22 protein-coding genes and 2 tRNA genes are annotated in these 26,349 nt (G+C 72.8%); 20 read left to right on the forward strand and 4 right to left on the reverse strand.

Annotated features, from left to right (window positions below):
- Positions 1 to 102: 102 nt before the first annotated feature.
- Entirely contained in the window at positions 103 to 1,530 is a 1,428-nt protein-coding gene (locus tag ACZ434_RS02185) for a polysaccharide pyruvyl transferase family protein (RefSeq protein ID WP_468450829.1), read from the reverse strand.
- 240 nt (positions 1,531 to 1,770) lie between these two features.
- Here ACZ434_RS02185 and proB point away from each other — a divergent pair, with 240 nt between their 5' ends.
- From proB to ACZ434_RS02210, 5 genes are all read left to right on the forward strand, one after another.
- Entirely contained in the window at positions 1,771 to 2,877 is a 1,107-nt protein-coding gene (proB, locus tag ACZ434_RS02190; protein ID WP_468450831.1) for a glutamate 5-kinase, read from the forward strand.
- A 141-nt stretch (positions 2,878 to 3,018) separates the two neighbouring features.
- Positions 3,019 to 3,474, forward strand: coding sequence for a hypothetical protein (locus tag ACZ434_RS02195; RefSeq protein ID WP_468451779.1), 456 nt, complete (start codon positions 3,019 to 3,021; stop codon positions 3,472 to 3,474).
- 64 nt (positions 3,475 to 3,538) lie between these two features.
- Entirely contained in the window at positions 3,539 to 4,825 is a 1,287-nt protein-coding gene (locus tag ACZ434_RS02200; protein ID WP_468450833.1) for a glutamate-5-semialdehyde dehydrogenase, read from the forward strand.
- Positions 4,826 to 4,924: 99 nt separating this feature from the next.
- On the forward strand, positions 4,925 to 5,488 hold the full coding sequence (locus ACZ434_RS02205; RefSeq protein WP_468450835.1) for an SCO2584 family spore wall biosynthesis protein: 564 nt from the start codon (positions 4,925 to 4,927) through the stop codon (positions 5,486 to 5,488).
- 76 nt (positions 5,489 to 5,564) lie between these two features.
- A complete protein-coding gene (locus ACZ434_RS02210; RefSeq protein WP_468450837.1) occupies positions 5,565 to 6,635 on the forward strand; it encodes an SCO2583 family membrane protein in 1,071 nt (356 codons plus the stop codon).
- Between the two features lie 58 nt (positions 6,636 to 6,693).
- Here the strand turns inward: ACZ434_RS02210 and ACZ434_RS02215 are convergent, their stop codons facing one another.
- Positions 6,694 to 7,794, reverse strand: a complete 1,101-nt coding sequence (locus ACZ434_RS02215) for a M48 family metallopeptidase (RefSeq protein ID WP_468450839.1) — start codon at positions 7,792 to 7,794, stop codon at positions 6,694 to 6,696.
- A gap of 358 nt (positions 7,795 to 8,152) precedes the next feature.
- Here ACZ434_RS02215 and ACZ434_RS02220 point away from each other — a divergent pair, with 358 nt between their 5' ends.
- The 9 genes from ACZ434_RS02220 (at position 8,153) to ACZ434_RS02260 (ending at position 12,988) form a co-directional block, all read left to right on the forward strand.
- Positions 8,153 to 8,317: a hypothetical protein gene (locus ACZ434_RS02220; protein ID WP_468450841.1), complete on the forward strand. Its 165-nt coding sequence runs from the start codon at positions 8,153 to 8,155 to the stop codon at positions 8,315 to 8,317.
- Positions 8,318 to 8,387: 70 nt separating this feature from the next.
- Positions 8,388 to 9,026 (forward strand): nicotinate-nucleotide adenylyltransferase, encoded by a 639-nt coding sequence (gene nadD, locus ACZ434_RS02225; protein ID WP_468450843.1) that lies wholly within the window; start codon positions 8,388 to 8,390, stop codon positions 9,024 to 9,026.
- A 16-nt stretch (positions 9,027 to 9,042) separates the two neighbouring features.
- Positions 9,043 to 10,764, forward strand: a complete 1,722-nt coding sequence (locus ACZ434_RS02230; RefSeq protein ID WP_468450845.1) for a LytR C-terminal domain-containing protein — start codon at positions 9,043 to 9,045, stop codon at positions 10,762 to 10,764.
- A gap of 105 nt (positions 10,765 to 10,869) precedes the next feature.
- Positions 10,870 to 11,316 (forward strand): ribosome silencing factor, encoded by a 447-nt coding sequence (gene rsfS / locus ACZ434_RS02235; RefSeq protein ID WP_468450848.1) that lies wholly within the window; start codon positions 10,870 to 10,872, stop codon positions 11,314 to 11,316.
- Positions 11,307 to 11,972 (forward strand): histidine phosphatase family protein, encoded by a 666-nt coding sequence (locus ACZ434_RS02240; protein ID WP_468450850.1) that lies wholly within the window; start codon positions 11,307 to 11,309, stop codon positions 11,970 to 11,972. The genes rsfS and ACZ434_RS02240 overlap by 10 nt, the downstream gene beginning before the upstream one ends.
- Positions 11,973 to 12,104: 132 nt before the next feature.
- Positions 12,105 to 12,177 (forward strand) — tRNA-Ala (locus ACZ434_RS02245).
- 202 nt (positions 12,178 to 12,379) lie between these two features.
- The gene (locus tag ACZ434_RS02250; protein ID WP_468450852.1) at positions 12,380 to 12,553 is read left to right on the forward strand and encodes a hypothetical protein; all 174 of its coding nucleotides are present in this window, start codon (positions 12,380 to 12,382) and stop codon (positions 12,551 to 12,553) included.
- A 3-nt stretch (positions 12,554 to 12,556) separates the two neighbouring features.
- On the forward strand, positions 12,557 to 12,790 hold the full coding sequence (locus ACZ434_RS02255) for a hypothetical protein (RefSeq protein ID WP_004931461.1): 234 nt from the start codon (positions 12,557 to 12,559) through the stop codon (positions 12,788 to 12,790).
- Positions 12,791 to 12,915: 125 nt separating this feature from the next.
- Positions 12,916 to 12,988: transfer RNA gene (locus ACZ434_RS02260), tRNA-Ala, on the forward strand.
- A 113-nt stretch (positions 12,989 to 13,101) separates the two neighbouring features.
- On the opposite strand, the gene ACZ434_RS02265 is transcribed toward ACZ434_RS02260, so the two are convergent.
- Both ACZ434_RS02265 and ACZ434_RS02270 read right to left on the reverse strand, forming a co-directional pair.
- Entirely contained in the window at positions 13,102 to 14,712 is a 1,611-nt protein-coding gene (locus tag ACZ434_RS02265) for an NADH-ubiquinone oxidoreductase-F iron-sulfur binding region domain-containing protein (RefSeq protein ID WP_468450854.1), read from the reverse strand.
- Positions 14,709 to 16,004 carry a cytochrome b/b6 domain-containing protein gene (locus ACZ434_RS02270; RefSeq protein ID WP_468450856.1) on the reverse strand — a complete coding sequence of 432 codons (1,296 nt, stop codon included), beginning with the start codon at positions 16,002 to 16,004 and terminating at the stop codon, positions 14,709 to 14,711. The genes ACZ434_RS02265 and ACZ434_RS02270 overlap by 4 nt, the downstream gene beginning before the upstream one ends.
- 484 nt (positions 16,005 to 16,488) lie before the next feature.
- Between ACZ434_RS02270 and leuS the strand changes: the two genes are divergently transcribed.
- From leuS to ACZ434_RS02300, 6 genes are all read left to right on the forward strand, one after another.
- Positions 16,489 to 19,362: a leucine--tRNA ligase gene (gene leuS / locus ACZ434_RS02275; RefSeq protein ID WP_468450858.1), complete on the forward strand. Its 2,874-nt coding sequence runs from the start codon at positions 16,489 to 16,491 to the stop codon at positions 19,360 to 19,362.
- A gap of 172 nt (positions 19,363 to 19,534) precedes the next feature.
- A complete protein-coding gene (locus ACZ434_RS02280; protein ID WP_468450860.1) occupies positions 19,535 to 20,281 on the forward strand; it encodes a hypothetical protein in 747 nt (248 codons plus the stop codon).
- 117 nt (positions 20,282 to 20,398) lie between these two features.
- Positions 20,399 to 21,244 carry a DegV family protein gene (locus ACZ434_RS02285; RefSeq protein WP_468450862.1) on the forward strand — a complete coding sequence of 282 codons (846 nt, stop codon included), beginning with the start codon at positions 20,399 to 20,401 and terminating at the stop codon, positions 21,242 to 21,244.
- An 850-nt stretch (positions 21,245 to 22,094) separates the two neighbouring features.
- Positions 22,095 to 22,796: a ComEA family DNA-binding protein gene (locus tag ACZ434_RS02290; protein ID WP_468450864.1), complete on the forward strand. Its 702-nt coding sequence runs from the start codon at positions 22,095 to 22,097 to the stop codon at positions 22,794 to 22,796.
- Complete coding sequence (locus ACZ434_RS02295; RefSeq protein ID WP_468450866.1) at positions 22,793 to 25,339, forward strand: ComEC/Rec2 family competence protein; 2,547 nt, start codon at positions 22,793 to 22,795, stop codon at positions 25,337 to 25,339. Before ACZ434_RS02290 ends, ACZ434_RS02295 begins: the two co-directional genes overlap by 4 nt.
- A gap of 16 nt (positions 25,340 to 25,355) precedes the next feature.
- On the forward strand, positions 25,356 to 26,195 hold the full coding sequence (locus tag ACZ434_RS02300; protein ID WP_468451781.1) for an arylamine N-acetyltransferase family protein: 840 nt from the start codon (positions 25,356 to 25,358) through the stop codon (positions 26,193 to 26,195).
- Positions 26,196 to 26,349: the final 154 nt, after the last annotated feature.

A 26,349-nucleotide genomic window follows, 5' to 3' on the forward strand; every position in this document is an offset into this window, starting at 1 on the left:
GCGGTCACTCCAGGGTTGTCGCAGAACGGGCGCCCGGGTTAACGCGCGGCGCCCTCCCGACGACACGCGCGTGTCCCGAACCCCTGGAGTGACCCGGCCGTGCTATGCGGTTCCGCTGCCCTTCGGCGGGGCCTGGCGCGGCTGCAGGGCACGCCGCAGCGGGCCGCCCACCACGCGCCGGGCGCGGCGGTAGACCGAGCTCTTCGAACCGCCGGCGGGCGCCGTGCCGGCCGTCTTCGTACCGGACCTGGCCCTGGTCAGATCGCGCTTCAGCCTGACGTTGTCCGCGGTCAGCTCGCTGAGACGGCCGTGCATCCAGTTGAGGCGCGCGGCGAGGGACGCCGGGTCGGTGTCGATCCAGGGGCGGACGCCCGGCGGGAAGGGCAGGGACCGGATCTTCTCGTCGAAGGCCCTGCCCCCGTCGCCGTGCGTGAAGGTGTTCTGCAGCCCGTTCTTGTCCAGGAAGGTGGTGAACCGGTCGAAACGCTCACGGTGGTTGCCGGTCAGCGCGCCGAAGTCGGCCTTCTCGTACAGCTCGGCGGGGTCGGTGTCCGGGGCGGTCGCGTCGAGCCGCTGGTGCGGTATCTCGAAGTAGCGGCACAGCTCCAGCGTGCGCGAGTCGAAGGCCAGCACGGTGGCGGGCGTGCCCGCGAGCAGGGCGGCGATGTTGCCGTGGATGCGCGAGCCGAAGGAGTAGTCGAAGTCCCGCAGGTCGTCGAACCAGGTCTGCGGGTCGATGTACACGCGGACCTTGTCCTCCCGGTACATCGGGTGGTCCGGGTGCGTCGGCATCAGGGTGATCCGGCCGGCCGGGGAGTCCACGTCCCGCCAGTGCAACTGCTTGGCGTCGGTGAGGTTCTGGCCGATGTAGCGCAGGTTCGGGTAGCGCCCGTGGGCGCGGGTGACGATCCTGTGCAGGCCGCCGCCGCGCATCGCCGTGTGCGAGCCGTTGACCGCGATCCGCGCGTCGGGGCCCAGCGCGGCCGTCTTCTTCTCCACGGTGAGCCGGTCGCCGTGCAGGAACATCGACGGGCAGCCGATGACCTCGACGTCCTTGAAGCCCATGTCGTTGAGGTACTGCTCGGTGAACTCGCCGCGCACACCGATCGAGGCACTGTGGTCCAGGACCGCCGAGCAGAAGGCGCGGACGGTCGGCTCCATGGCCTTCAGCCGGGCCGCGTCGTAGGTGATCCCGGTCTGCGCGCCGACGCCGAGGACCACGACCGGGATCTTCAGCTTGTCGATCAGCCGGGTCAGGCGCTGCAGCGCCCCCTCGAACGACGGCCGGAACGCGTTGGCCAGGGGTACGACGAAGGCGTCGTACTCGTCGTTGATCCGCCCGGCGGCGGCGACCTCCGTCCGCATGCCGTTCGAGACGACCTCGGTGTCCGGGGTGGTGAGGATCTTGTGCGCGGCGTCGCTGAATATCAGGTTGCCCGAGTTGGTCGCGATGACATCCCGGTGGAGAGCCTCCTCCACGGGTACGACGTCGAACGGATTCTTACCCGAACGGAGCAGGATGCGTCTCACTGGGCGTCCTTCATGATCTTGATATGACTCAGACGGTCACAATAGTTTCAGGAATTCTTTAATTTCTACAGGCAACCAACGCAACCATTTCGCCGTACGCGGTCCGTGAGGGCGCGGTCGCCCCGCGTTCGTCCGGAGGGTGGACCGCCGCACGTCCCGCGCCCCGGTTCGCGTAGATTGCCTGGCGAGGCGACGGATCGACGTGAGGGCGGCGACAGGGTGGCAGGGGCAAGGCGGGCCGTGGACGAGGCGCGCAGGATCGTCGTCAAGGTCGGCTCCTCGTCGCTGACCACCGCGGCGGGCGGTCTGGACGCCGACCGGGTGGACGCGCTCGTCGACGTGCTGGCGAAACGCAGGAGCGGGGGAGAGCGGGAGATCGTCCTCGTCTCCTCCGGATCCATCGCCGCCGGGCTCGCCCCGCTGGGCCTGCGCCGCCGCCCCACGGACCTCGCCCGCCAGCAGGCCGCCGCCAGCGTCGGCCAGGGCCTGCTGGTCGCCCGCTACACCGCCTCCTTCGCCCGCTACGGCGTCCGGGTCGGCCAGGTGCTGCTGACCAGCGACGACATGAGCCGCCGCGCCCACCACCGCAACGCCTCCCGCACCTTCGACAAACTGCTCGCGATGGGCGCCTTCCCGGTCGTCAACGAGAACGACACCGTCGCCACCGACGAGATCCGCTTCGGCGACAACGACCGGCTCGCCGCCCTCGTCGCCCACCTGATCCGCGCCGACCTGCTGGTGCTGCTGTCCGACGTGGACGGCGTCTACGACGGCGACCCCGCGCGCCCCGGCACCTCACGCATAGCGGAGGTCAGGGGCCCCGAGGACCTCGCCCACGTCGAGATCGGCAGCGCCGGCAAGGCGGGCGTCGGCACCGGCGGCATGGTCACCAAGGTCGAGGCCGCGCGGATCGCCGCCGCCGCCGGCATCCAGGTGGTGCTGACCAGCGCGGTGCACGCCGCCGAGGCCCTCGCGGGCGGCGACACCGGCACCTACTTCCACCCCACCGGGCGCCGCTCCGCCGACCGCCTGCTGTGGCTCCAGCACGCCTCCACCCCCCAGGGCTCGCTCACCCTCGACGACGGCGCCGTGCGCGCGGTCGTCCAGGGCCGCAAATCGCTGCTGCCGGCCGGGATCGCCGGCGTCGACGGCGAGTTCAGCGCGGGCGACCCGGTCGAGCTGCGGGACCGCGAGGGGCGGGCGGTCGCCCGGGGACTGGTCAACTTCGACGCCAAGGAGATCCCCCTCCTGATCGGCCGCTCCACCCGCGAACTCGCCCGCGATCTCGGACGCGAGTACGAACGTGAGGTCGTACACAGGGACGACCTGGTGCTCTTGCATCCGTAATGCGCCGAAACGTCCGCTCTCGGTGGTGGACGTTCCGCAAAACCGCCCCGCGATCCGCGGCGGGCTGCTCAACTTTGTCGCAGGGACAAGCCAGCCCGACCCCCGGGCGGTCCGCGTGTGAAGGAGGCCGTCGTGAGACGAGTGCGCCCCGGTACGACGGCGTCCCGCGGTGGCGCCCGCGCGGCCGCCGGAGCGGAGCGCGCCCTGACCGGCGTCGCCGCCGGGGACCGGTTCCCGGGCGGCGAACCCCACGACCTCCCCCGGCTGTGGCACGTCACCCTCAGCGTCTCCGGCGCACCGGCCCCGGTCACGGAGGTCCGGCGGGCCCTGGAACAGCTCGCCCACGACCACCCCTTCCTCCTGACCAGCCGCTACGCCGAGGACCACGCGGAGATCCGCTACTGGGAGGAGGCCCGCGACCTGCACGACGCGGCCGCGGTGGCGCTGCGCCTGTGGGGCGAGCACCGGCGGACCGCGGGCCTGCCGCCCTGGGAGATCGTCGGCCTGGAGGTCATCGACCGCCCCACCTACCACCAGCGTGTCGCCGCCGGCTACGGACCGGTCCTGGCCACCCCCGTCGGAGTCCACCCGTTTTGAACCCGTGTCTCATGGTTCGGGATGACCGCCGACGGCGCCCGCCGCCCGCACTACCCTTCCCCACATGACCACGCTCTCGCCGTACGACTCGATGTCCCCGGTCAACCAGGCCGCCTACCGGGCCAAGGGCGCCGCGGCCACCCTCGCGCCGCTGCCGCGCGCCGCCAAGGACGACGCGCTGCTCGCCATCGCGGACGCCCTGGAGGTCCGCGCGAGCGAGGTCGTCGAGGCCAACGCCCAGGACGTGGAGAAGGCCCGCGCGGCCGGTCTGAGCGAGGGCATGATCGACCGGCTCACGCTCACCCCGGAGCGGGTGCGCGCCATCGCCGCCGACGTGCGGGACGTGGCCGCGCTGCCCGACCCCGTCGGCGAGACCGTCCGCGGCTCCCGCCTGCCCAACGGCATCGACCTGCGCCAGGTCCGGGTGCCGCTCGGCGTCGTCGGGATCATCTACGAGGGCCGCCCCAACGTGACGGTCGACGCCGCCGCCCTCTGCCTCAAGTCCGGCAACGCCGTCCTGCTGCGCGGCTCCTCCTCCGCCTACCGCTCCAACACCGCCCTCGTGCGCGTCCTGCGCGACGCCGTGCACGGCGCCGGGCTGCCCGCCGACGCCGTGCAGCTGGTGCCCGGCGAGAGCCGCGACAGCGTGCGCGAGCTGATGCGCGCCCGGGGCCTGGTCGACGTGCTCATCCCGCGCGGCGGCGCCTCCCTGATCAACACGGTCGTCCAGGAGTCGATCGTGCCGGTCATCGAGACCGGCACCGGCAACTGCCACGTCTACGTCGACGCGGCGGCCGACCTCGACACGGCCGTCGAGATCCTGGTCAACTCCAAGGCCCAGCGGGTCGGCGTGTGCAACGCCGCGGAGACCCTCCTGGTCCACCAGGACATCGCCGCCGACTTCCTGCCGCGCGCCCTGGACGCCCTCGCCGACGCCGGGGTGACCGTGCACGCCGACGAGCGCGTGATGGCGTACGCCAAGGACTCCCGGGCCACCGTCGTCGAGGCCACCACCGAGGACTGGGAGACCGAGTACCTCTCCCACGACATCGCCGCCGCCGTCGTGGACTCCCTCGACCGGGCCGTCGAGCACATCCGGCTGTGGACCTCCGGGCACACCGAGGCCATCGTCACCACCTCGCAGCAGGCCGCCCGCCGGTTCACCCAGTTGGTGGACTCCACCACGGTCGCGGTGAACGCCTCGACCCGTTTCACCGACGGCGGCCAGTTCGGCTTCGGCGCGGAGATCGGCATCTCCACGCAGAAGCTGCACGCCCGGGGCCCGATGGGCCTGCCCGAGCTGACCAGCACCAAGTACATCGTCACCGGCGACGGACACGTACGGCGCTGAACCGCGCCGGGCGGTGATCCGCCGCGACGGGCGCCCGGGCGGACGGACGAATTTCCATACCGTCTGCCCAAAATGACCCCCCAGGTCTACTCTGGAGACGTGCCGGAGGACGTGGGGGGCACGCCGTTCCCGGACGGCAGGGAGCCCGACGACGACCACGACCGCGGGGTGTCGGACGAAGAGTTCGCCTCCGTGGTCTTCGACGAGGACTTCGTACGCGCGGCCGAGGTGCACGAGCCGACCGCCGTCGAACGCCTCCTGGCCGCAGCCCGGGCCAGAGCCGAGGCCTCCGAGGCCGAGGCCCACCGGGCCCGCGCGCGACGCAGACGCCACGACGACGGATACGGCACCTACCGCGGCGACCCGCGCCACGACGGCCCCGACGACGCGGACGCCCTGGACGACGACCACGGCTTCCCGGGACCGTACGGCCGGCAGGTCCGCTGGCACCGCCCCGTCGCCTGGATCCTCGCCCTGGTGATGGGCATCGGCATGGTCGCGCTCGCCTTCTCGGCCGTCTACCGGGGCTCCTCCTCGGGCCGGCAGAACCCCGCCCCGCCGCCCGCCTCCACGGGAGTGGACCGGGGCGGCACGGCGGCACCCTCCGCGTCGGCCGACTACTCCCGGCCGACCGTCCCGGTGATCCCCCGCGGCAGCCCCTGACGACCGGCGCCGGACCGCCCGGAACCGATGTGCCGACGGGCGTTTACGGCGCCGTCCCCGGACCCACCCTGAAGATATGGGAGGGCCTTCGGACCCGCCCGAGGGGACGCCCGAGGGAGCCCCCGGTGGCGGAGAGGACGAGTACGGGTCCGTCGTCTTCGACGAGTCCTTCGTCCGCGCTGCCCGGCTCCAGGAGTACTCCGCCCAGGAGCGCATCACCGACCACTCCCCGGCCGTCCGCCGCAGCCGGCCCCCGCGCGGGGGCGGCCTGTCCCGGCAGGCCCTGGTCCTGATGCTGCTGATCGCGGTGGCCTTCGGCACCGCCGTCTACATGGGCGTACGCAACCCCTACCGGACCCCCGCCGACGAGCAGCCCGCCGAGCCGCTGCGGATGACCGTCGTCCCGCTCGCGCCCCGGGGCAAGGTGCCCGGCAGCGCCGACGTCGAGCGGCTGTACGAGCGCAGCCCGGCCGCGGAGTTCCGCCACGGCGCCGAAGGGGTGAACCTTCCGGCGTCCCGGAGCACCGCGCATTTCTCCGACAGCCAGGTGGTCTCCGCCCTGCTCATCGCGAAGGACTACGTCGTACGGTCCTCCCTCGACCCCGGTGTGCTCACCGGCGGCCGGACCCGCCCCGTGCGGATACTGCTCGACTCGGGGCAGTTCGACCAGTTCGACCGGAGCTTCGACCGCCCGGCCGCGGACGGACGGCACGCGCCCACCGGCTGGCTGGTCCGCTTCGACCCCTCCCGCGTGGAACTCGCCGACCCCGTGATCCGGGTCCACGGCACCATGCAGGCCGCCGAGGCCGACTCCGCCACCCTCGAGGTGACCACCGACCACACCTTCGTCTACGCGCTGCGGCCGGCCGGCACCGGCCCGGACGCGCAGGCCTCGCTGTTCACCGTCCGCCGCGAACTGCGCTTCCGCTTCGACCACGACGACCTGCGCCTGCACCGGGCGGAACTCGTCGACGCCCGCGTCCAGGCCGGGCCCCTGTCCTGCGCCGAGGACGCCGCCGCCCGGCTGCGCCCCCTGCTCGCCGGCCGGACGGCCGAGGGCGGCCCCGCCGTCACCGACCCCTACGCCACCGACGCCGCCCCGGTCCTGTGCGGCTCGCTCGCGGCACACGCCCAGCCGGCACCCTGAGCGAGCCGCGGCGCACGTCCGACCGGCACCCCCTGAGCGAGCCGCCGGCCCGCGCCTCTCAGGCGCCGTCGCGCGGCGTCTCCCCGCCGTCGGTGTCCGACGGCCCGGCCTTCGGCCCCGGCGAGGCGAAGCCGCCGAAGCCCCGGCGGACCCGTCCGCCCAGGTCACCGGCGCCGCCCGCGATGTCACTGACCAGCTTCATCAGCGGGTCCTTGGAGTTCTTCACCTCATCGGCGTACGTGCTCGCCGACTCCCGCCAGGAGTCCCGCACCGAGGCGTCCCCGTCCTCGTCGCGGCGCGGGTAGTGGCCGTCCATGATCCGCTGGAAGTCACGGGAGGCCTCCCACTTCTTCAGCTCGGCGGCCCGCACGGTGGTGAACGGGTGCGAACGGGGCAGCACGTTGAGGATCTTCAGCACGGAGTCGCGCAGATCGCCCCCGGCCTCGTACTCCTCCGCCTGCTCCAGGAAGGCGTCCACGTTCATCTCGTGCAGATGGTTGCCGCCCGCGATCTTCATCAGGCCGCGCATCGAGGCCTGGAGGTCCTGCCCGACCAGCAGCCCCGCCCGGTCCGCGGAGAGCTCCGACTTGCGGAACCACTCGCGCAGCGCCGTCACGATCGCCATGATCGCGAAGTTGCCCAGCGGGATCCAGGCGACCCGGACCGCCAGCGACGTCAGGAACAGCAGGATCGTCCGGTACACGGCGTGCCCGGACAGCGCGTGCCCGACCTCGTGCCCGACGACCGCCCGCATCTCCTCCTCGTCGAGCAGTTCCACCAGCCCCGTGGTCACCACGATGATCGGCTCGTCGAGACCGATGCACATGGCGTTGGGGTTGGGGTCCTGCTTGACGTACATCGGCGGGACCTTCTCCAGGTCCAGGATGTAGCAGGCGTCCCGCAGCATGTCGTTGAGGTGCGCGAACTGCCGGTCGGAGACCCGCACCGAGTCGGACAGGAACATCAGCCGCAGACTGCGCTCGGGCAGCAGTCCGCTCAGCGCCTTGAAGACCGTGTCGAAACCGCTCAGCTTCCGCAGCGCCACCAGCGCGGAGCGGTCGGCCGGGTGTTCGTAGGCCCGCGAGGAGATTCCGGGGAAGCGCCTGCGCTGCCTGCTCGGCACGCTCTCGTGCCCGTTGTGCTGGTGGCCGTCGGACATGTTTCCCCCATGCGTCTCAAGTGACCTGTGCGGGCCCCGTTGCGGCCCCTTCGCTCCCCCGCGGCGAACCCCAGCCTAGGCGGATATACCGTGGACGGGCAGTACGGACGGCGGTACGGCCGGGAGGAACAGGGATTGTGATCCGGATCATTCTGCTCGTGATGTTGGTGGGCTGCGCGCTCACCGCGTGGTTCCTGTTGCGCGGTTACAGCCGGAAGGACGACTGAGAGCCCGGCAGGGTTGCCTGCCCCGGCGGGCTCGCGCCCGCAACGGCGGAGTCGGCGTGATCGTCGCGGAGGGGCCCGCATACGATGAGCGCTGGTCCTGTCCCGCCCACTCGCGATTGGTTCTGCCGAAGATGAGCTTCCCCAGCGCCGCTGCCCAGTTGGTCACCCTCGCCGCCGAGAGCGGAGAGCACAGCGGCAACCACCAGAGTCTCAACCCCTACCTGGTCGGCGGCCTCGTCCTGCTGGCCCTGCTGACCCTGCTGTGGATCACCACCCGCTTCAACCGCGACCGCTGACCCGCGCCGGCCGGCCCGGCGGGGCACTGGCGGACGGGGCGCCCGGACCGGGCCGGTAGGGTCTGCTCGCATGGGAGAGCAGGACATGCCTACCGGCCCCGGCAGCGGCCCGGCCACGCACGGCAAGCGCCGCCTGGGCGTGATGGGCGGCACCTTCGACCCGATCCACCACGGGCACCTGGTGGCCGCCAGCGAGGTCGCCGCGCAGTTCCACCTGGACGAGGTGGTGTTCGTCCCCACCGGCCAGCCGTGGCAGAAGAGCCACCGCGCGGTCTCCGCCGCCGAGGACCGCTATCTGATGACGGTCATCGCGACCGCCGAGAACCCGCAGTTCTCGGTGAGCCGCATCGACATCGACCGCGGCGGTCCCACCTACACCGTGGACACCCTGCGCGACCTGCGCGCACTCAACCCGGACACGGACCTCTTCTTCATCACCGGCGCCGACGCCCTGGCCCAGATCCTCACCTGGCGCGACAGCGAGGAACTGTTCTCCCTGGCACACTTCATCGGCGTCACCCGGCCCGGCCACCACCTGACCGACGCCGGACTCCCCGAGGGCGGTGTCTCCCTGGTGGAGGTTCCCGCCCTCGCCATCTCCTCCACGGACTGCCGTGCGAGAGTCGCCAAGGGAGAACCCGTCTGGTATCTGGTGCCGGACGGAGTCGTGCGCTACATCGACAAGCGCGAGCTGTACCGCGGCGAGTGATCCGAGAGGGGCACCGGTGAACGACGGATACGACGCGGGATACGGGGGCGGCGCCCCGTACGAGCTCGTCGGCTACGACGAGTACGGCCGGCCTGTCTACCGCCAGGCCGCCGATCAGCAGCCACAGCAGTACGACGGATACCCGCAGCAGGGCCACGGCTACGACCCGTACGCCACGGGCGGACACCAGCAGCAGCCCTCGTACGACCCCTACGCGACCGGCGCCCCCCAGAACCCCTCCTACGACTACGGGCCCCGCGACACCCACGACACCTACGACTCCTACGACTCCTACGACCCGTACGGAGCCCCGCAGCCCGCGCAGCAGGCGGCCCCGTACGACCCCTACGGGCAGAGCGCGCACCCCGGCACCGGGCAGCAGCCCCGGGTCGCCGAGCAGACCGCGCACATCCCGCAGCAGGCCGGCCCGGTCGACGAGGAGCACGCCCCCGCCGAACCCGACGGCCGGGAGTACCGCACCGAGCAGTTCGCCTTCGTCGAGGAGCCCGACGGCGACTCCGAGGACGTCATCGACTGGCTCAAGTTCACCGAGAACCGCACCGAGCGGCGGGAGGAGGCCCGGCGCCGCGCCCGCAGCCGGATCATCGCCCTCGTCGTGGTCCTCGCCCTGGTCGCGGCCGGCGGCGTCGGCTACCTCTGGTACGCCGGGAAGCTGCCCGGAGGCTCCTCCGGGGCGGACCGCGGCACCACGACGGCGGCCGGCGCCCAGAAACGGGACGTGCTCGTCGTCCACCTCCACGACACCGAGGGAGGCGGCACCGCCACCGCCCTGCTCGTCGACAACACCACCACCAAGCAGGGCACCACCGTCCTCCTGCCCAACTCCCTCGCCCTCACCGCCGACGACGGCACCACCACCACGCTCGCCAAATCGGTCGAGGACGACGGCTCCGAGGGCACCAGGACCGCCCTCGACACCGTCCTCGGCACCGACATCGAGGGCACCTGGCGGCTCGACACCCCGTTCCTGCTCACCCTCGTCGACCTCGTCGGCAACATCGAGGTCGACACCGACACCGACGTGCCCGACCCGGACGCCGAGAAGAAGGGCGAGGCACCCCTGGTCCGCAAGGGCAAGGGCCAGACCCTCAGCGGCAAGGCGGCCGTCGCCTACGCCACCCACCTCGGCTCCGGAGAGGACCGGAACGCCCAGCTGGAGCGGTTCGGGCAGGTCCTGCACGGCGTCCTGCGCAAGATGACCTCCGACCCGGACGCCGCCACGCTCACCGTCCAGACCCTCGGGCAGATCATCGAGCCGCCGCTCACCGACAAGGACCTCGGCTCCTTCCTGGCCCGGCTCTCCGACCTCGCCAAGGGCGGCGACCACAAGACCGCCCTGCTGCCCGTGCGGGACGACGGCACGCTCACCGCCGAGGCGAGCGACAGCGTGGTCAAGGACATCCTCGGCGGCACCGTGAAGAGCCCCGACCCGGACGCCGCCGTCAGCGTCTCCGTGCGCAACGCCACCGGGGTGGAGAACCGCACCGAGAAGGCCCGCGTGGTCCTCCTCAACGGCGGCTTCACCTTCCGGTCGGCCGGCACCGCCCCCGCGGAGGCCGCCTCCGAGGTCGTCTACGCGGACGCCGCCGACAAGGAGAACGCCGTCGAGGTCGCCAAGACCCTGGGGCTGCCCGCCGGCTCCGTCACCCAGGGCAAGACCTCCGCCAACGCCCGGGTCTCGGTGGTCCTCGGCCAGGACTACGAGCCCGCCTCGTAGCCGGCCTCGTAGCCCACCGGAGCGCACCCCGCGTAATGGCGTGGGGTGCGCCGGGCGGTCCGTGAGACCCTTGAGGGCAAACGACCGCCTACCGAAAGCCTTGTAGTGACCGCAACCGACCGTTCCCTCGAGCTCGTCCACACCGCCGCCCAGGCGGCCGCCGACAAGCTCGCGCACGACATCGTCGCCTACGACGTCAGTGACGTGCTGTCCATCACCGACGCCTTCCTGCTGGCCTCCGCGCCCAACGACCGCCAGGTCAAGTCGATCGTCGACGAGATCGAGGAGCGGCTCAGCAAGGAGCTCGGCGCCAAGCCGGTCCGCCGCGAGGGCGACCGCGAGGCCCGCTGGGTGCTGCTCGACTACGTCGACATCGTCGTCCACGTCCAGCACAGCGAGGAGCGCGTCTTCTACGCCCTGGAGCGGCTGTGGAAGGACTGCCCCGAGCTGGAGCTGCCCGAGGACGCCCGGGCGTCCAAGGGCAAGGCCGCCGAGCACGCCAAGCAGCAGGAGGCCGAGGAGGCGGCGCAGCCGGGCGGTGAGTGGCGGTGAGCGCCACCGGTGAGGGCCTGCGCCGGGGCCGCCGCGTCATCCTGTGGCGGCACGGCCAGACCTCGTGGAACGTGGAGCGCCGCTTCCAGGGCTCCACGGACGTCGAGCTCACCGAGACCGGCGTCGCCCAGGCCCGCAGGGCCGCCCGTCTCCTCGCGGGCCTGCGGCCCGACGCGATCGTCGCCTCCGACCTGAAGCGGGCCGCGGCCACCGCGGCGGAGCTCGCCGCCCTCACCGGCCTGACCGTCACCCACGACGAGTCCCTGCGGGAGACCTACGCGGGCGCCTGGCAGGGCCTGACGCACGACGAGATCATCGCCAGGTACGGCGACGAGTACACCGCGTGGAAGCGCGGCGAGCCGGTCCGCCGGGGCGGGGGCGAGCTGGAGACCGAGGTCGCCGACCGCGCCGCCCCCGTGGTGCTGCGGCACGCCGAGAAGCTCCCGGAGGACGGCACGCTCGTCGTGGTCAGCCACGGCGGCACCATCCGCACCACCATCGGCCGGCTGCTCGGCCTCGACCCGCACAACTGGGAGAGCCTGGGCGGCCTCACCAACTGCTGCTGGTCCGTCCTCGGCGAGGGCGCCCGGGGCTGGCGCCTGCTGGAGCACAACGCCGGCACCCTGCCGGAACCGGTGCTCGGCGACGACGACTGAGGGCTCCGCGATCCGGCCCCGGGACGCCCCGGGACCCGGATTTCACTTTCTGGCAGGTCGCAGGCTAAAGTTCTTCTTGTTCGCCCCGCCGAGCGGGACGAAACACCGGGAAGCCGCACTCCGCGGCAACCAGGGGCTATAGCTCAGTTGGTAGAGCGCCTGCATGGCATGCAGGAGGTCAGGAGTTCAATTCTCCTTAGCTCCACATGACGAAGATCCCGCCTCCTCGCAAGGAGGCGGGTTTTTTCGTTGTCCGCCGATGAGCAGGACGGCCCCCTCGGGCGTATACCTCTGCGAGGCGCCGAGCCGTGTCCCGACCGGTACCCCGGCGTCGCTGACCGTATTGGCCCGGTCGTGGCAGAATCAAACGACCGGAAGGGGGCGCGGCCCGACGGGAGGGAGTTGTGATGCCAGCGAGCATCCTCGGGGAGGTCGACCACCTCTCCGGAGCGGTGTCGACCCGACGGACCTCGACCCGGCTCAGCTGCCCTTCCTGCGGTTCCGCGCACGTCGCCCAGGTGCTCGGGGACAACGGCGGGATCTCCTACGTGTGCACGGCCTGCGGCCACAGCTGGAGCTGACCGATGGGTGCACACAGGCGGAAGTGCGACTGGTGCGGCAGCGGCACGCCCATCGTCCGTGACATGGAGCCGATCAATCCCGAGTACCAGTACTGGTGCGAGGAGTGCGCGCGGGCGCTGATCATAAAAGGCGACCCCATCGAGACGTACCGCGAACTCGAGGGGGAGCCGATCTACGGGCGGCTGCTCGAAGAGCACTGCACGCTCAAGCGTTTCTATTCGTTCGTGACCGCCTGATCCGTGCGGGACACCGGTGGGGCATGTCGGACATGGCCGGGCGGAGCGAAACCGATTTGGTGTTGGACCGGGTCGACCGTGTAAAGTTGGCGTCGCCGCCGGGGAAACCGGGCGGAGCAAGTCACGGGGCTATAGCTCAGTTGGTAGAGCGCCTGCATGGCATGCAGGAGGTCAGGAGTTCAATTCTCCTTAGCTCCACAGAAGTCGAGGGCGGATCATCCGAACGGATGGTCCGCCCTCACTCGTTGCGGTCACCCGCCGGTCCCCGGGTGGGGGCCGGCGGTCCGGTGACATGATCCGCCCGGAAGGGCTCAGCGGCCCAGGGCCCGCCGGCCACGCCCCTGGGAGAGCACCGGCAGGTTGCGGGAGGGCGCCTTGGCCTGGGGCGACTCGTCCTCGATGCGCAGGGCCAGCGCCGGGCAGCGGCGCACCGCGCGCAGCGCCTTGGCCTCCGCGAAGCGCGGCACCTGCGCCTGAGCCACCGTCGGGAAGCCGTCCGCGCCGAGCTGGAAGACCTCCGGGAGGATGTCCGCACACAGGCCGTGGCCCCGGCACAGCGTCCAGTCGACGTAGATCTTCTGGCGGCTGGGCCCGTTCTCCCCGTCTCCGCCGCCCGGGATGCCCGTAGGGGCCCTGCCTCCCTCGAACAGCGGCAGAACGCCCGCCACGGGCCGTCCGCAGCCGTTGCCGAGGACATGGGCGGCGAGGTCGTCGGTGAACGCCTTGACGGTCGACTCCAGGAACATCGCGGAGCCGTCCGGGTGCGAACAGGCGCCGCGCCGCTTCACGTTCCTGGCGACCTGCTTGACCGCCTCCAGGGCGGCCGGACCGCCCCCGTTGAGGATGTCCTCCAGGCCCCGCGCGGCGGCCGGCAGCCCCAGATAGCAGGGACCGCACTGGCCGGCGCTCTCCTCCGCCAGCCACTGGGCGACCCGCAGCGACTCGCCCAGCGGACAGGTGTCCTGACTGATCGGCAGGATCGCGCCCGCGCCCAGCGAACCACCCACCGCGTCCAGGGAGTTGCGCGAGACGATCGCCTCGTTGACGGTCGCCGCGTCGATCCACTTGCCGTGGTAGCCGCCCGTCAGCACCCCCTGCGGCATCGGCGGGGCACCGGCGAGCTGGAGGACGTAGCGCAGCGGCACACCCGTCGGCACCTCGATCACCATCGGGCGGGCCACCGCCCCGGACACCGTGAGCATCACGGTGCCCGGCTCGTCGTACAGGCCTGTGTTGCCGTAGCGCTCGGGGCCGATGCGGGCGGCGATGGCGAGCTGGGCGAACGTCTCGGCGTTGGACAGCAGCGTGGGCGCGCCGCCGACGCCGTTCTTCGAGGCGCTGGTCTTGCGGCCCGGCGGGATCGCCGGGCCGCCGTCGATGGAACGGATCAGGGAGGCCGCGGCACCGGTGACCATGCGGACCGGGTTGCGCTGCACCCGGGCGCGCAGCGCGGAGCGGCGGCCGTTGTTCAGGCCGCGTTCGGCGAGCGCGGCCTCCATGGAGCGCTGGGTCGACTCCCGGGTGACCCCCACCACGAGCGTGCGGGCACCCATGGCCTCGGCGCACAGCAGCGCGCCGTCCAGGATGAGATGAGGGGCACGGTTGATGAGCACCGTGTCCTTGCGGCAGGCCGGTTCGTCCTCGCTGCCGTTGACGACGACGACCGGCCGTACGCCGCGCTTGATCGCCGTTTCGGCGACCGAGCGCAGCTTCTTGTGGAAGGGGAAGCCCGCGCCGCCGCGGCCCCTGAGATTGATGCGTTCGGCGAGCTGCGCGAGCTGCTCACCGCCCAACGGCTCGAGCGGCCCGTGCACCTTGAGGTGCATGGGCAGATCGAGCCGGTCGACAAGGTCGAAGCCCGACGTGAGCTGGGGAAGGCCGACCACGCGGACTTCTGGTACGTCGGGCAGGGCCTCGTTCACTTATAGCCTCCGGACGGCGTGTTCCAAGGTTCGCCCGAACCCGGTGCGTCGAAGTCGTAGGACGACGACGGTGACGCACCGGAGGGTGTTTCAGGGGTGGGACCGCTGTTGTACGTGTCACCCGGGTTGTACGTGCCGTAGAGGCCGTTCGTCTCACCGGTGTCGTACACATCACTCGAACCGAAGCCGGAGCCGACCGAATTGTCATAGGCCGGGATGTTGTATCCGGTGTCGTTGAGCGGGTCGTACGCCGAGGGCGGGGCCTCGCCGACCGGCGGCGGGGACGGGACGGGCCAGCTGCCCGAGGTGCTGGAGGGGCCGTCCACGCGCGGGACCGCCTCCGTCGGCTGGAGGTCCAGCGGCAGTTCCATGCGGGCGGTCGCGTCGGTGAGCGGCGGCTGCCCGGCGGGGGGCCGGCCGGGGGCGGACACCGCGCGGTAGGCGGCCGCGAAGCCGCTCGCCGGCTCCGGGGCGGGGGCGCGCTCGGCGGTCTCGTACAGCGGGCTGCCGCCGGTCCCGTACAGCGGGTTCCCGCCCGTCTCGTACGACGGGCGCTCACCGCGCGGGCGCCGCTCGCCCCGCGCGGAGCCGCGGCCGCCGTCGTATCCGGGCGGGGCGGACTCGGACATCCGGGCCCTGCTCTCCTCCAGTTGCTCACGGAACCGCTGGTCGGGGGTGCCGAGCAGCTCGGTGAGCCGGTCGGCGATTCTGCGCTTGACGCGGGGCGGGGAGGCGCGCACGGCGAGGGCCGCCATGACGCCGAGCACGGACAGGCCGTAGAGGATCAGGAAGATCGGCTGGGCCGCTCGACCCGCGTAGAGGCCGTGCACCAGCGCCGCGCACCAGGCCGGGTAGGCCAGCATGTGCATCGCCCGCCAGCGGGCCGCGACCGGGGCCGGGGAGGCGAAGCGGTTGCGCAGCACACCGGTGATGCCCACGAAGATCATCAGCATGCCGGCGAGGGTGCCCAGTCCGATGAGGAAGGACCGGCCGGTGACGGTCTCGTCGTCGGTGAGGGCCAGCCCGAAGGGGATCACCGCGGCGATCCAGGTGGTGTGCTCCTGGCCCACCTTGATGCCGATGTGCACCAGCAGGAAGACGATCGAGGCGACCGCGGTGCTGCGGTGCACCGCCTGCGCCAGGATCCGCTGGCGCGGGCCGAGCAGGATGCGGTCCTGGGCGACGAGTCCCCAGATCACCGAGCAGCTGAGGCAGACGAGCGAGAGGACGCCCACACCGAAGCTGAGGAACTCGGCGAGCCAGTCGTCCGCCGTGCTGTCGTCCGGCCTCACGACCTACCTCCCGCCGTCACGACGCGGAGCGGGCACGACGGAGCCGCAGCCGACCGGCCCCGAGCGGGGGGTGGGCTGCTGTCTGGACGAGGGTTCATGGGGGCAACTCCGAACGGTTCGGTAAAGCGGTCCCGCTGCCGAACTCTAAGCCTCGTCGTACCGATCAGTACGAGGTTTGAGTTATTGCGCTGTTATCAAAAGACAATGAGGCCGTTGTGATGTCCTTTAGTGGTTGTTACGCGAAGTAACCTTTGACCTTGGGTCAATGCGGCGGGCGTGTGCGTCGCGGTGAGATCGGCCCCTGCGGTACCCTGACGCCATGCGTGCCGTACGCCTTCTGCTTAGCGAGCCGCGCTGATCAGTCCCGACCGCCGGGTGACCGGCAGGCCGGAATCGGCGCGGCGTCCCCTCCTGTGCGAGGGGATTTTTCATTTCCGCCCAGTCGCAGCAGCAGGCAGAGACGATCGATGGAGCATTGAGGATCATGAGCGAGACGAACCCCGCAGCCGCGGAGGCCGCGCCGCACCGCTACACCGCCGCCCTGGCGGCCGAGATCGAGGCACGCTGGCAGGACTTCTGGGACGCCGAGGGGACGTACGCGGCACCCAACCCCACGGGCGACCTGGCGGGCGACCCGGAGCTGGCCGCCCGGCCCAAGAAGTTCATCATGGACATGTTCCCGTACCCCTCCGGCGCCGGCCTGCACGTCGGCCACCCCCTGGGCTACATCGCCACCGACGTCTTCGCCCGCTTCCAGCGCATGACCGGGCACAACGTCCTGCACACCCTGGGCTTCGACGCCTTCGGCCTGCCCGCCGAGCAGTACGCCGTGCAGACCGGCACGCACCCGCGCGTGTCCACCGAGGCGAACATGGAGAACATGAAGGCCCAGCTGCGCCGGCTGGGCCTGGGCCACGACAAGCGCCGGTCGTTCGCCACGATCGACCCGGACTACTACAAGTGGACCCAGTGGATCTTCCTGCAGATCTTCAACTCCTGGTACGACGACGAGGCGAAGCGGGCCCGCCCGATCGCCGAGCTGGTCGAGCAGTTCGCCTCCGGTGAGCGCGCGCTGCCCCAGGGCCGCTCCTGGGACGCGCTGAGCGAGACCGAGCGCGCCGACGTCCTGGGCGAGTACCGCCTGGCCTACGCCTCCGACGCGCCCGTCAACTGGTGCCCCGGCCTGGGCACCGTGCTGGCCAACGAGGAGGTCACCGCCGACGGCCGGTCCGAGCGCGGCAACTTCCCCGTCTTCAAGGCCGAGCTGCGCCAGTGGAACATGCGCATCACCGCCTACGCCGACCGTCTGCTGGACGACCTGGACGACCTGGACTGGCCCGAGGCGATCAAGCTCCAGCAGCGCAACTGGATCGGCCGCTCCGAGGGCGCCCGCGTCGACTTCCCCATCGACGGCGAGAACATCACCGTCTTCACCACGCGCCCCGACACCCTGTTCGGCGCCACCTACATGGTGCTGGCGCCCGAGCACCCGCTGGTCGAGAAGTTCACCCCGGACACCTGGCCCGAGGGCACCCACGCGGTGTGGACCGGCGGCCACGCGACCCCGACCGAGGCCGTCGCCGCGTACCGCGCGCAGGCCGCCTCCAAGTCCGACGTCGAGCGGCAGGCCGAGGCCAAGGACAAGACCGGCGTCTTCATCGGCGCGTACGCCGTCAACCCGGTCAACGGCGAGCGGGTCCCCGTCTTCATCGCCGACTACGTCCTGATGGGCTACGGCACCGGCGCGATCATGGCCGTACCGGCGGGCGACCAGCGCGACTTCGAGTTCGCGCGCGCCTTCGAACTGCCGATCCGCTGCATCGTCGAACCGACCGACGGCCGCGGCACGGACACCTCCACGTGGGAGAGCGCCTTCGCGTCCTACGACGCGAAGATCATCGACTCGTCGAACGACCGGGTCTCCCTGGACGGCCTGGGCGTCGCCGAGGCCAAGGCCCGCATCATCGACTGGCTGGAGCGCGAGGGCCACGGCGAGGGCACCGTCAACTTCCGCCTGCGCGACTGGCTGTTCAGCCGCCAGCGCTACTGGGGCGAGCCCTTCCCCATCGTCTACGACGAGGACGGCATCGCCCACCCCCTGCCCGAGTCGATGCTGCCGCTGGAGCTGCCCGAGGTCGAGGACTACAGCCCCCGCACCTTCGACCCGGAGGACGCCGACACCCGGCCCGAGACGCCGCTGTCCCGCAACGAGGACTGGGTGAACGTCACCCTGGACCTGGGCGACGGCCGCGGCCCGCGCCGGTACCGCCGCGAGACCAACACCATGCCCAACTGGGCCGGTTCCTGCTGGTACGAGCTGCGCTACCTGGATCCGCACAACTCCGAGCAGCTGGTCGACCCGGAGATCGAGCGGTACTGGATGGGCCCGCGCGAGGGCATGCCGCACGGCGGCGTCGACCTGTACGTCGGCGGCGCCGAACACGCCGTGCTGCACCTGCTGTACGCCCGCTTCTGGTCCAAGGTGCTGTTCGACCTGGGACACGTGTCGTCCGCGGAGCCGTTCCACAAGCTGTTCAACCAGGGCATGATCCAGGCCTACGTCTACCGCGACAGCCGGGGCATCGCCGTACCGGCCGCCGAGGTGGAGGAGCGCGACGGCGGCTACTGGTACCAGGGCGAGCGGGTCTCCCGGCTGCTGGGCAAGATGGGCAAGTCCCTGAAGAACGCGGTCACCCCGGACGAGATCTGCGCCGAGTACGGCGCCGACACGCTGCGCCTGTACGAGATGGCCATGGGCCCGCTGGACGTGTCGCGGCCGTGGGACACCCGCGCGGTGGTCGGCCAGTTCCGGCTGCTGCAGCGGCTGTGGCGCAACATCGTCGACGAGGCGACCGGCGAGGTGACCGTCGTCGACACCGACGAGGTCGACGAGGACACCCTGCGCGCCCTGCACAAGGCCATCGACGGCGTGCGCGGCGACCTGGAGGGCATGCGCTTCAACACCGCCATCGCCAAGGTCACCGAGCTGAACAACCACCTGACCAAGCGGGCGGGGGCACTGCCGCGCACGGTCGCGGAGCCCCTGGTGCTGCTGGCCGCCCCGCTGGCCCCGCACGTCGCCGAGGAGCTGTGGCGCAAGCTGGGGCACACGGACTCGGTGGTCCACCGGGACTTCCCCGTGGCCGACCCGGCGTACGTGGTCGACGAGACCGTGACCTGCGTCGTGCAGATCAAGGGCAAGGTCAAGGCGCGGCTGGAGGTGTCCCCGGGCATCTCCGAGGACGAGCTGGAGAAGACCGCGCTGGCCGACGAGCGCGTGGTCGCGGCGCTGGACGGGGCGGGGATCCGCAAGGTGATCGTGCGGGCGCCCAAGCTGGTGAACATCGTTCCGGCGTGAGGTGAGCGTGCGGGGCGTTCCTGTGCGGTCCGGGCAGTCCGGGCAGTCCGGGTAGTCCCCTACGGGCAGGTTCGGGGTCCTGGTGGAACTCCGGGCCTGCCCGTTGCGTTTACCGTTGAAGAGCGGCGCGGAGTGTGCCGGTACAGGCCCAAGGGCCCGGAGGAGGAGCCTCGTGGAAGCGGTGTTCGCAGTCGTCGCCCTGCTCTTCGTGCTCTTGGTGGTGTTCGGCGTCTATGCCACGGTGAAGGTCGTCGGCGCCGCCAAGCGCAGCGCCGACCGGCACATCACCCAGGCCCGCCGCACCGTCGAGGACCACACCCTGAGGGCCAAGGCCTTCGCCCAGACCGGCCCGGCCGGCGAGATCGCCCAGCTCCGCCTCACACTGCGCACCTCCATGCGCGCCACCCAGGACGCGCTGGAGGCCGCGGCCGCCGAGGACGAGTCGGTCAAGGAGTCCCTCGGCCTCTTCCAGCGACTGAGCGCACACGGCCACGAGCTGGATGGCGAACTCAGGCGCCTGGAGTCCGAGCCGGACCGCACCACCCTCTCCGCGCGGCTGCCCGAGCTGCGCGAGCGCACCGAGCGCATCACCGGCTCCGCGGACTCCCTGCGCTGGGCGGTCCGCGACCGCGCCCACCGCTTCTCCGGCGACGACCTCGACTCCCTGAGCCAACAGATCGACATGGAGACCGGGGCCCTGCGCCACTGGACCACCACCGATCAGCAGCCCACCGCGCCGCGCTGGCCCGAGGCCCCCACCGCCGGCGCCCCGGCGGCCGGCCAGACCTGGCCGGAATCCCCGGAGTCCGCCCCCGAGCGGCAGCCCGGCCAGGACTCCGCGCGGCCGGCCCTCGACCCGCCGGCCGCGCGTCCCACCTACCCCTGGCAGAAGAAGCCGCGCCCCGAGAGCACCACGTGAGCACCGGCTGACCACTGCCTGAGCGCCACCCGCGCCGGCGCGTGATCCGGCCACGGCCGGACGCGGCCCGCGGGCCCGGGCTGCCGCACGGGCACTACGCCAGGTAACCTCCAGCTCATGTCCCGCCATGTCGCGATCGTCACCGATTCAACGGCCTACCTTCCGGCCCGGACGATGGAGCGGCACCGCATCACGGCGGTACCCCTGACCGTGGTCCTCGGCGACCGCGCCCTCGAAGAGGGCACCGAGATCTCCACCCGCTCCCTCGCCCAGGCTTTGCAGAAGCGGCGCCCGGTGACGACGTCCCGGCCCGGCCCCGAGGTCTTCGCCGAGACCTACCGCAGGGCCGCCGAGTCCGGCGCGACCGGCATCGTCTCCCTGCACCTGTCCGCCGAACTCTCCGGTACGTACGACGCGGCGGTCGTCGCCGCCCGGCAGGCGCCGGTGCCCGTACGGGTGGTGGACACCGGCATGATCGCGATGGCGCTCGGGTTCTGCGCGCTGGCGGCGGCCCGGACCGCGGAATCGGGCGGCACGGTCGACGAGGCGGTCACCGCCGCCGAGAAACGGGCGGCGGGCACCTCGGCCTACTTCTACGTCGACACCCTCGACTACCTGCGCCGGGGCGGCCGGATCGGCGCCGCCCAGGCCCTGCTGGGCTCGGCCCTCGCGGTCAAGCCGCTGCTGGAGCTGGCGGGCGGCCGCATCGAACCGTTGGAGAAGGTGCGTACGGCGTCCAAGGCGATCGCCCGCCTGGAGGAGATCGCGGCCGAGCGGGCGGGCGGCGCGGAGGTCGACGTCGCCGTTCACCACCTCGCCGCCCCCGACCGTGCGTCGGCCCTCGCGGAGCGCCTGCGGACCCGGCTGCCGGCACTGGCGGACCTGCATGTCAGCGAGGTCGGCGCGGTGATCGGGGCGCACACGGGACCCGGACTGCTGGGGGTCGTGGTCTCGGCCCGGTGAGGGCGGCACGCTCGTACGGGTGACGGAGTTGTCCACAATCGTTCGGTGATCCACGGAAACCCACCAAGATCACCGCGGGTGGCCGGTTGTGTCCGATCCTCCTGGCATGGCACTTCGATCACGCCCCCACTCACGCACAGCGACCCCGACCAGCGGACCGGGCCGCGCCCCGGGATCCGACAGCCGCGCCCGCCACCGCCGCCCCGGCAGGCACCGCTCCCGACACCACGCCTCGGCCGAGGAACTCCGGCGACGGGCCGGGGCACTGTTCGCCGAGAGCGGTGACGCGGTGGCCGCTTGCGGAGACACCGGGAGGGCGCCGAGGGTGCCGGCCTGGGCGGCAAGCGGCCCGCACCGCACCGGAGAGGCCGACGCGTCAGCGGCGGTGAACGGTCCGGTACCGGTGAGCCGGGCGGCCGGTGCGGACCGGGCTGCGGCGATCGGCCGTGTGGCGTCCGTGGTGGCTCCCGCCGAGGGCGGGGAAGCGGCGGAACGCCGGGCGGCGGTGGCACGCTCGTTCGCGCAGGGGCGTTCGCGCGCTCTGCCGCGTCCGGAGGAGCCGGCGGGTCGTGGCGTGCGCGTGCGCGGGGCTTCCGCCGGCGGTGCGGACGTGGCGGGCCGTCAGGTCGTGGTGGCACGCTCGTTCGCGCTGGGGCGCCCAGGTGCTCCCCTGCGCGGGGGTGCCGTGGACCGGGCGGCCGGGCCGGACCGCCGGCCGTCGCTGCGGTCCGGTGCGGAACGTGGCGCCCCTGCCGCCGACCGGGAGACGCCCGAGGGGGTGCCCGAGCCGGGACCTCCCCCGGGCAGGGGGCCGGAGCATCCCGCCGACCGGCGACGGGAACGGGAACGGGTGGGGCTCGCGCTGCGGGAGCGGCTGCCGCTGTGGGTGCAGACCCGGTGCGGCCTGGAACGGCGCAGCGTGATCGCGCTGTCGGCGCTGCTCGTGCTCGTCCTCGGCTTCGCCGTCCAGCACTTCTGGGCGGGCCGCACCCAGCCGGTACGGGCCCCGGAGGTGGTACGGGCGGCCGTGCCGCACGGGGAGCCGGCGGAAGCGGCGGACGGCCCGCCGGCGGCACCGGCCACCGGCGCGGCACGGGCCGGCGGTACGGCGGCATCCGAGATCGTGGTCGACGTCAGCGGCAAGGTGCGGGATCCGGGCATCCACCGCCTGCCGGCCGGTTCCCGGGTCGAGGACGCGCTGCGGGCGGCCGGTGGAGTCCGGCCAGGTACCAGGACCGACGCCCTCAACCGTGCCCGCTTCCTCGTCGACGGCGAGCAGGTGGTCGTAGGAGCCCCCGCCCCCGCGGGAGCGACCACGTCCGACACCGCCCCCGGTACGGCGGCGGCAGCCGGCCCCACCGCTCCGGTGTCCCTCAGCACCGCCACCCTCGACCAGCTCGACGGCCTCCCCGGAGTCGGCCCGGTGCTGGCCCATCACATCGTCGACTACCGCACCCGCAACGGCGGGTTCCGCTCGGTGGACGAACTGCGCGAGGTCAACGGCATCGGCGACCGCCGCTTCGCGGATCTGCGGAACCTCGTACGGCCATGACCACCGGGCCGACGGACACGACACCGCTCCCCGCCAGCACCACCCGCCGGCCCGTCCACGCCGCGTCCGGGAACCGGCTGGGGGCCGCGCATCCGCGGCAGGAGGGGCCGCCGGACCTCCGGCTGGTCCCGCCCGCCCTGGCCGCCTGGGCCACGGCCGCCGTGACGCTGCACGCCCCACCCGCCCTGGCCGCGGGCGCGGTGATCGCCTCCCTCCTGGCAGCCGCCGCTCTCCTCCTGACCCGCAGCCGTCCGCCCGGACGGAGCCGTGCCACCGCCCACGCCACCACGGCCGTGCTGCTCTGCGTCGCCGCCGCCGCCGGATCGGCGGGCCTGCACGGTGCGGACCTGCGGCGCGGCCCCGTACCCGCGCTGGCACGGGAGTACGCCCGGGTCACGGCCGTGGTCGAGATCACCGCCGACCCCCGGCTCACCCGGCCCAGGGTCAGCGGGAACCGCCTGGCCCCGGCGTCCGTGCTGATCGAGGCCGACGTACGGCGCGTGGAGCGGGCCGGGGGAGCGGCGCGGGAGACCAGGGCACCCGTGCTGCTGATCGTCGACCCGGGCCCGGCCGCGCGCACCGCGTCCCACGGCGAGCGGGGCTCCCCCTGGCTCGGTCTGCTCCCCTCCACCCGGCTGCGGGTCGAGGCGCGGCTCGCTCCGGCGACGGCGGGCGGCGACCGGTTCGCGGCGGTCCTGCGGGTGAAGGGCCGGGACGGGCCGGAGACCGCGGGCGGGCCCTCCGGTCCGCAGCGGCTGGCGGGCCGGCTGCGGGCCGGACTGCGGGAGGCCACCGACGGACTGACGGCGGACGCGCGGGCCCTGCTGCCCGGGCTGGTCGTGGGCGACACCGCGAGGATCACCCCGGAACTGGACGAGGCGTTCCGGGAGACCGACCTCACGCACACGCTCGCCGTCTCCGGTGCCAACTTCACCATCCTCCTCGCCCTGCTCCTCGGCCCGCCCGGCCTGGCGCAGAACGCGGAGCGCCGCGGACTCGCGCCCCGCCTCGGCATCCCCCTGCGGACCACGGCACTGCTGGGAGCGGCGCTCTCCCTCGCGTTCGTCGTCGTGTGCCGGCCCGACCCCAGCGTGCTGCGGGCCGCCGCCTGCGGCTCCGTCGCCCTGCTCGCCCTCGCCACCGGCCGCCGCAGATCGCTCATCCCCGCTCTGGCGACGGCCGTGCTGCTCCTGGTGCTCTACGACCCCTGGCTCGCCCGCAGTTACGGCTTCCTCCTCTCCGTGCTGGCCACCGGCGCGCTGCTCACCCTCGCTCCGCGCTGGAGCAAGGGACTCCGCGGGCGCGGGGTGCCGCCCCGCCTCGCGGAGGCACTGGCCGCCGCGGGGGCCGCCCAGGCACTGTGCGCACCGGTGGTCGCCGTGCTCGCGGCACGGGTGAGCCTGGTGGCGATCCCGTGCAACCTGCTGGCGGAGTTCGCGCTCGCTCCGGCCACGGTGCTGGGCTTCCTCGCCCTGGCCACCGCGCCGGCCGCGATACCGGCGGCGAAGGCACTGGCCTGGTGCGCGAGCTGGCCCGCGGAGTGGATCGCCGAGGTCGCCAGAACCGGTGCGGCGCTGCCCGGCGCGGGCGTGGACTGGCCCGGCGGCTGGACCGGAGCGGCGGCGCTCGGTGCCGTCACCCTGGTGGCGCTGCCCGTGGGCCGCCGACTCCTGGCCCACCCCTGGTGGTGCGCCGCCTGCGCACTCCTGCTGGTGCTGGCGCTGCTGCAGCCACGGCCACTGACCCGCGTGATCACGGGCTGGCCGCCGCCGGACTGGCGGATGGTGATGTGCGACGTGGGCCAGGGCGACGCGCTGGTACTGGCGGCGGGCGAGGGCTCCGCCGTGGTCGTCGACGCCGGCCCCGACCCCACCCTCGTGGACCGCTGCCTGCGCTCCCTGGACATCACCCGCGTCCCGCTCGTCGTCCTCACCCACTTCCACGCCGACCACGTGGCGGGCCTGCCCGGCGTACTGCGCGGACGCGAGGTCGGCGCCATCGGGACGACGGACCTCGAAGAGCCCGCCGACCAGGCCGCGTTCGTACGCGGACTCGCCGCCGCCCGGCACATCCCGGTCACGCACGCCGCCGCCGGTGAGGTCCGGCGCACCGGCGGCCTGTCCTGGGAGGTGGTGTGGCCGCCACCCGGCACCCACCCGGCGACGGACGGACCGAACGACGCCAGCGTGGCCATACTGGTCCGCACCGAGGGCCTGCGGCTGCTGCTCCTCGGAGACCTGGAGCCTCCGGCCCAGCGGGCCCTGGCGAGATCACCGGCGGCCCCGCGGCTGGCCGGCGTGGACGTCCTGAAGGTCGCCCACCACGGCTCCGCCCACCAGGACCCCGGCCTCCTGCGGCAGGCGGACCCGAGGCTGGCGTTGATCAGCACGGGGCAGGACAACACGTACGGGCACCCGGCCCCGGCCACGCTCGTCGCCCTGCGCGCAGGGGGCGCGAAGGTGCTGCGCACCGACCGGGACGGGGCGCTGGCCGTGACCGGCGGGGAAGGCGGGAGCGGAGGACTGGGCGTGGCGCGACACTGAGGGCATGACTGACGGCATGAACACCGCGGCGATCGACGCCTACCTGCGGCGCCTGGGCGTCGAGCAGCCGGCCTGGCCCACCGTGGACGCCCTGCGCGAGCTGCACCTGCGGCACCTGAGGACCGTGCCGTTCGAGAATCTCTCCGTCCACCTCGGCGAGGAGATCGTGCTCGAGGAGAAGCGGCTGCTGGACAAGGTCGTGGAGGCGCGGCGGGGCGGGTTCTGCTACGAACTCAACGGCGCTTTCGGGGCCTTGCTCTCCGCGCTCGGTTACGACGTCACCCTGCTCGCCGCGCGGGTGTACGGGGAGGAGGGCCGGCTCGGCATCCCGTACGACCATCTCGCGCTGCGGGTGCGGACGGTGGACGGCGGCGACTGGCTGGCCGACGTCGGCTTCGGGGCGCACTGCCATCTGCCGCTCGCCTTCGGGGAGCGGGGCGAGCAGGAGGACCCCGGCGGCACCTTCCGGATCGTCGAGGCGGGTGCCGACGCGGCCGGGGCGCGCGGCGGGCAGGGCACGGTGGCGGCGGCGGACCTGGACGTCACCCGCGACGGCCGGCCGGTGTACCGGCTGGAGGTGCGGCCGAGGGTGCTCGCCGACTTCACGGCCGGGGCCTGGTGGCACAGCACCTCGCCGGCGTCCCACTTCACGCGCTCGCTCGTCTGCTCGCGGATCACCGAGGACGGCGGAAGGATCACGCTCAGCGGCCGGCGGTTCACGGTCACCGCGCCGGACGGGACCCGGCAGGAGCGGGAGGCGGGCTCGGACGACGAGGTGCTCGCGCTCTACCGGGACCGGTTCGGGATCGCACTGGACGCGGTGCCGGCGATCCGCGCGTCCGTCCGGCACGGGTGATTCCGCTCACCTTGCTGCCACGAGTTCCCGCCCGTGTCAAGAGGTGTGCGGCCTCGTGTTTGCCAGGAAAACCCCTTTGGTGTTCGAATGTTTCCTTGGTAGTTGGTGCATGCACATATCGGTGCGTGCGGGGACGTCGAACAGAGGGTGTCGC

It is taken from the genome of Streptomyces sp. NPDC030893 (assembly GCF_055571535.1).

Bases quoted from the DNA above. Each gene is read 5' to 3' on its own strand.
- ACZ434_RS02210 (WP_468450837.1), top strand. From the start codon at position 5,565: ATGGGAGGGCCTTCGGACCCGCCCGAGGGGACGCCCGAGGGAGCCCCC.
- ACZ434_RS02250 (WP_468450852.1), top strand. From the start codon at position 12,380: ATGCCAGCGAGCATCCTCGGGGAGGTCGACCACCTCTCCGGAGCGGTG.
- nadD (WP_468450843.1), top strand. From the start codon at position 8,388: ATGGGAGAGCAGGACATGCCTACCGGCCCCGGCAGCGGCCCGGCCACG.
- ACZ434_RS02220 (WP_468450841.1), top strand. From the start codon at position 8,153: ATGAGCTTCCCCAGCGCCGCTGCCCAGTTGGTCACCCTCGCCGCCGAG.
- ACZ434_RS02215 (WP_468450839.1), bottom strand. From the start codon at position 7,794: ATGTCCGACGGCCACCAGCACAACGGGCACGAGAGCGTGCCGAGCAGG.
- ACZ434_RS02300 (WP_468451781.1), top strand. From the start codon at position 25,356: ATGAACACCGCGGCGATCGACGCCTACCTGCGGCGCCTGGGCGTCGAG.
- ACZ434_RS02255 (WP_004931461.1), top strand. From the start codon at position 12,557: ATGGGTGCACACAGGCGGAAGTGCGACTGGTGCGGCAGCGGCACGCCC.
- ACZ434_RS02295 (WP_468450866.1), top strand. From the start codon at position 22,793: ATGACCACCGGGCCGACGGACACGACACCGCTCCCCGCCAGCACCACC.
- ACZ434_RS02200 (WP_468450833.1), top strand. From the start codon at position 3,539: ATGACCACGCTCTCGCCGTACGACTCGATGTCCCCGGTCAACCAGGCC.
- leuS (WP_468450858.1), top strand. From the start codon at position 16,489: ATGAGCGAGACGAACCCCGCAGCCGCGGAGGCCGCGCCGCACCGCTAC.
- ACZ434_RS02285 (WP_468450862.1), top strand. From the start codon at position 20,399: ATGTCCCGCCATGTCGCGATCGTCACCGATTCAACGGCCTACCTTCCG.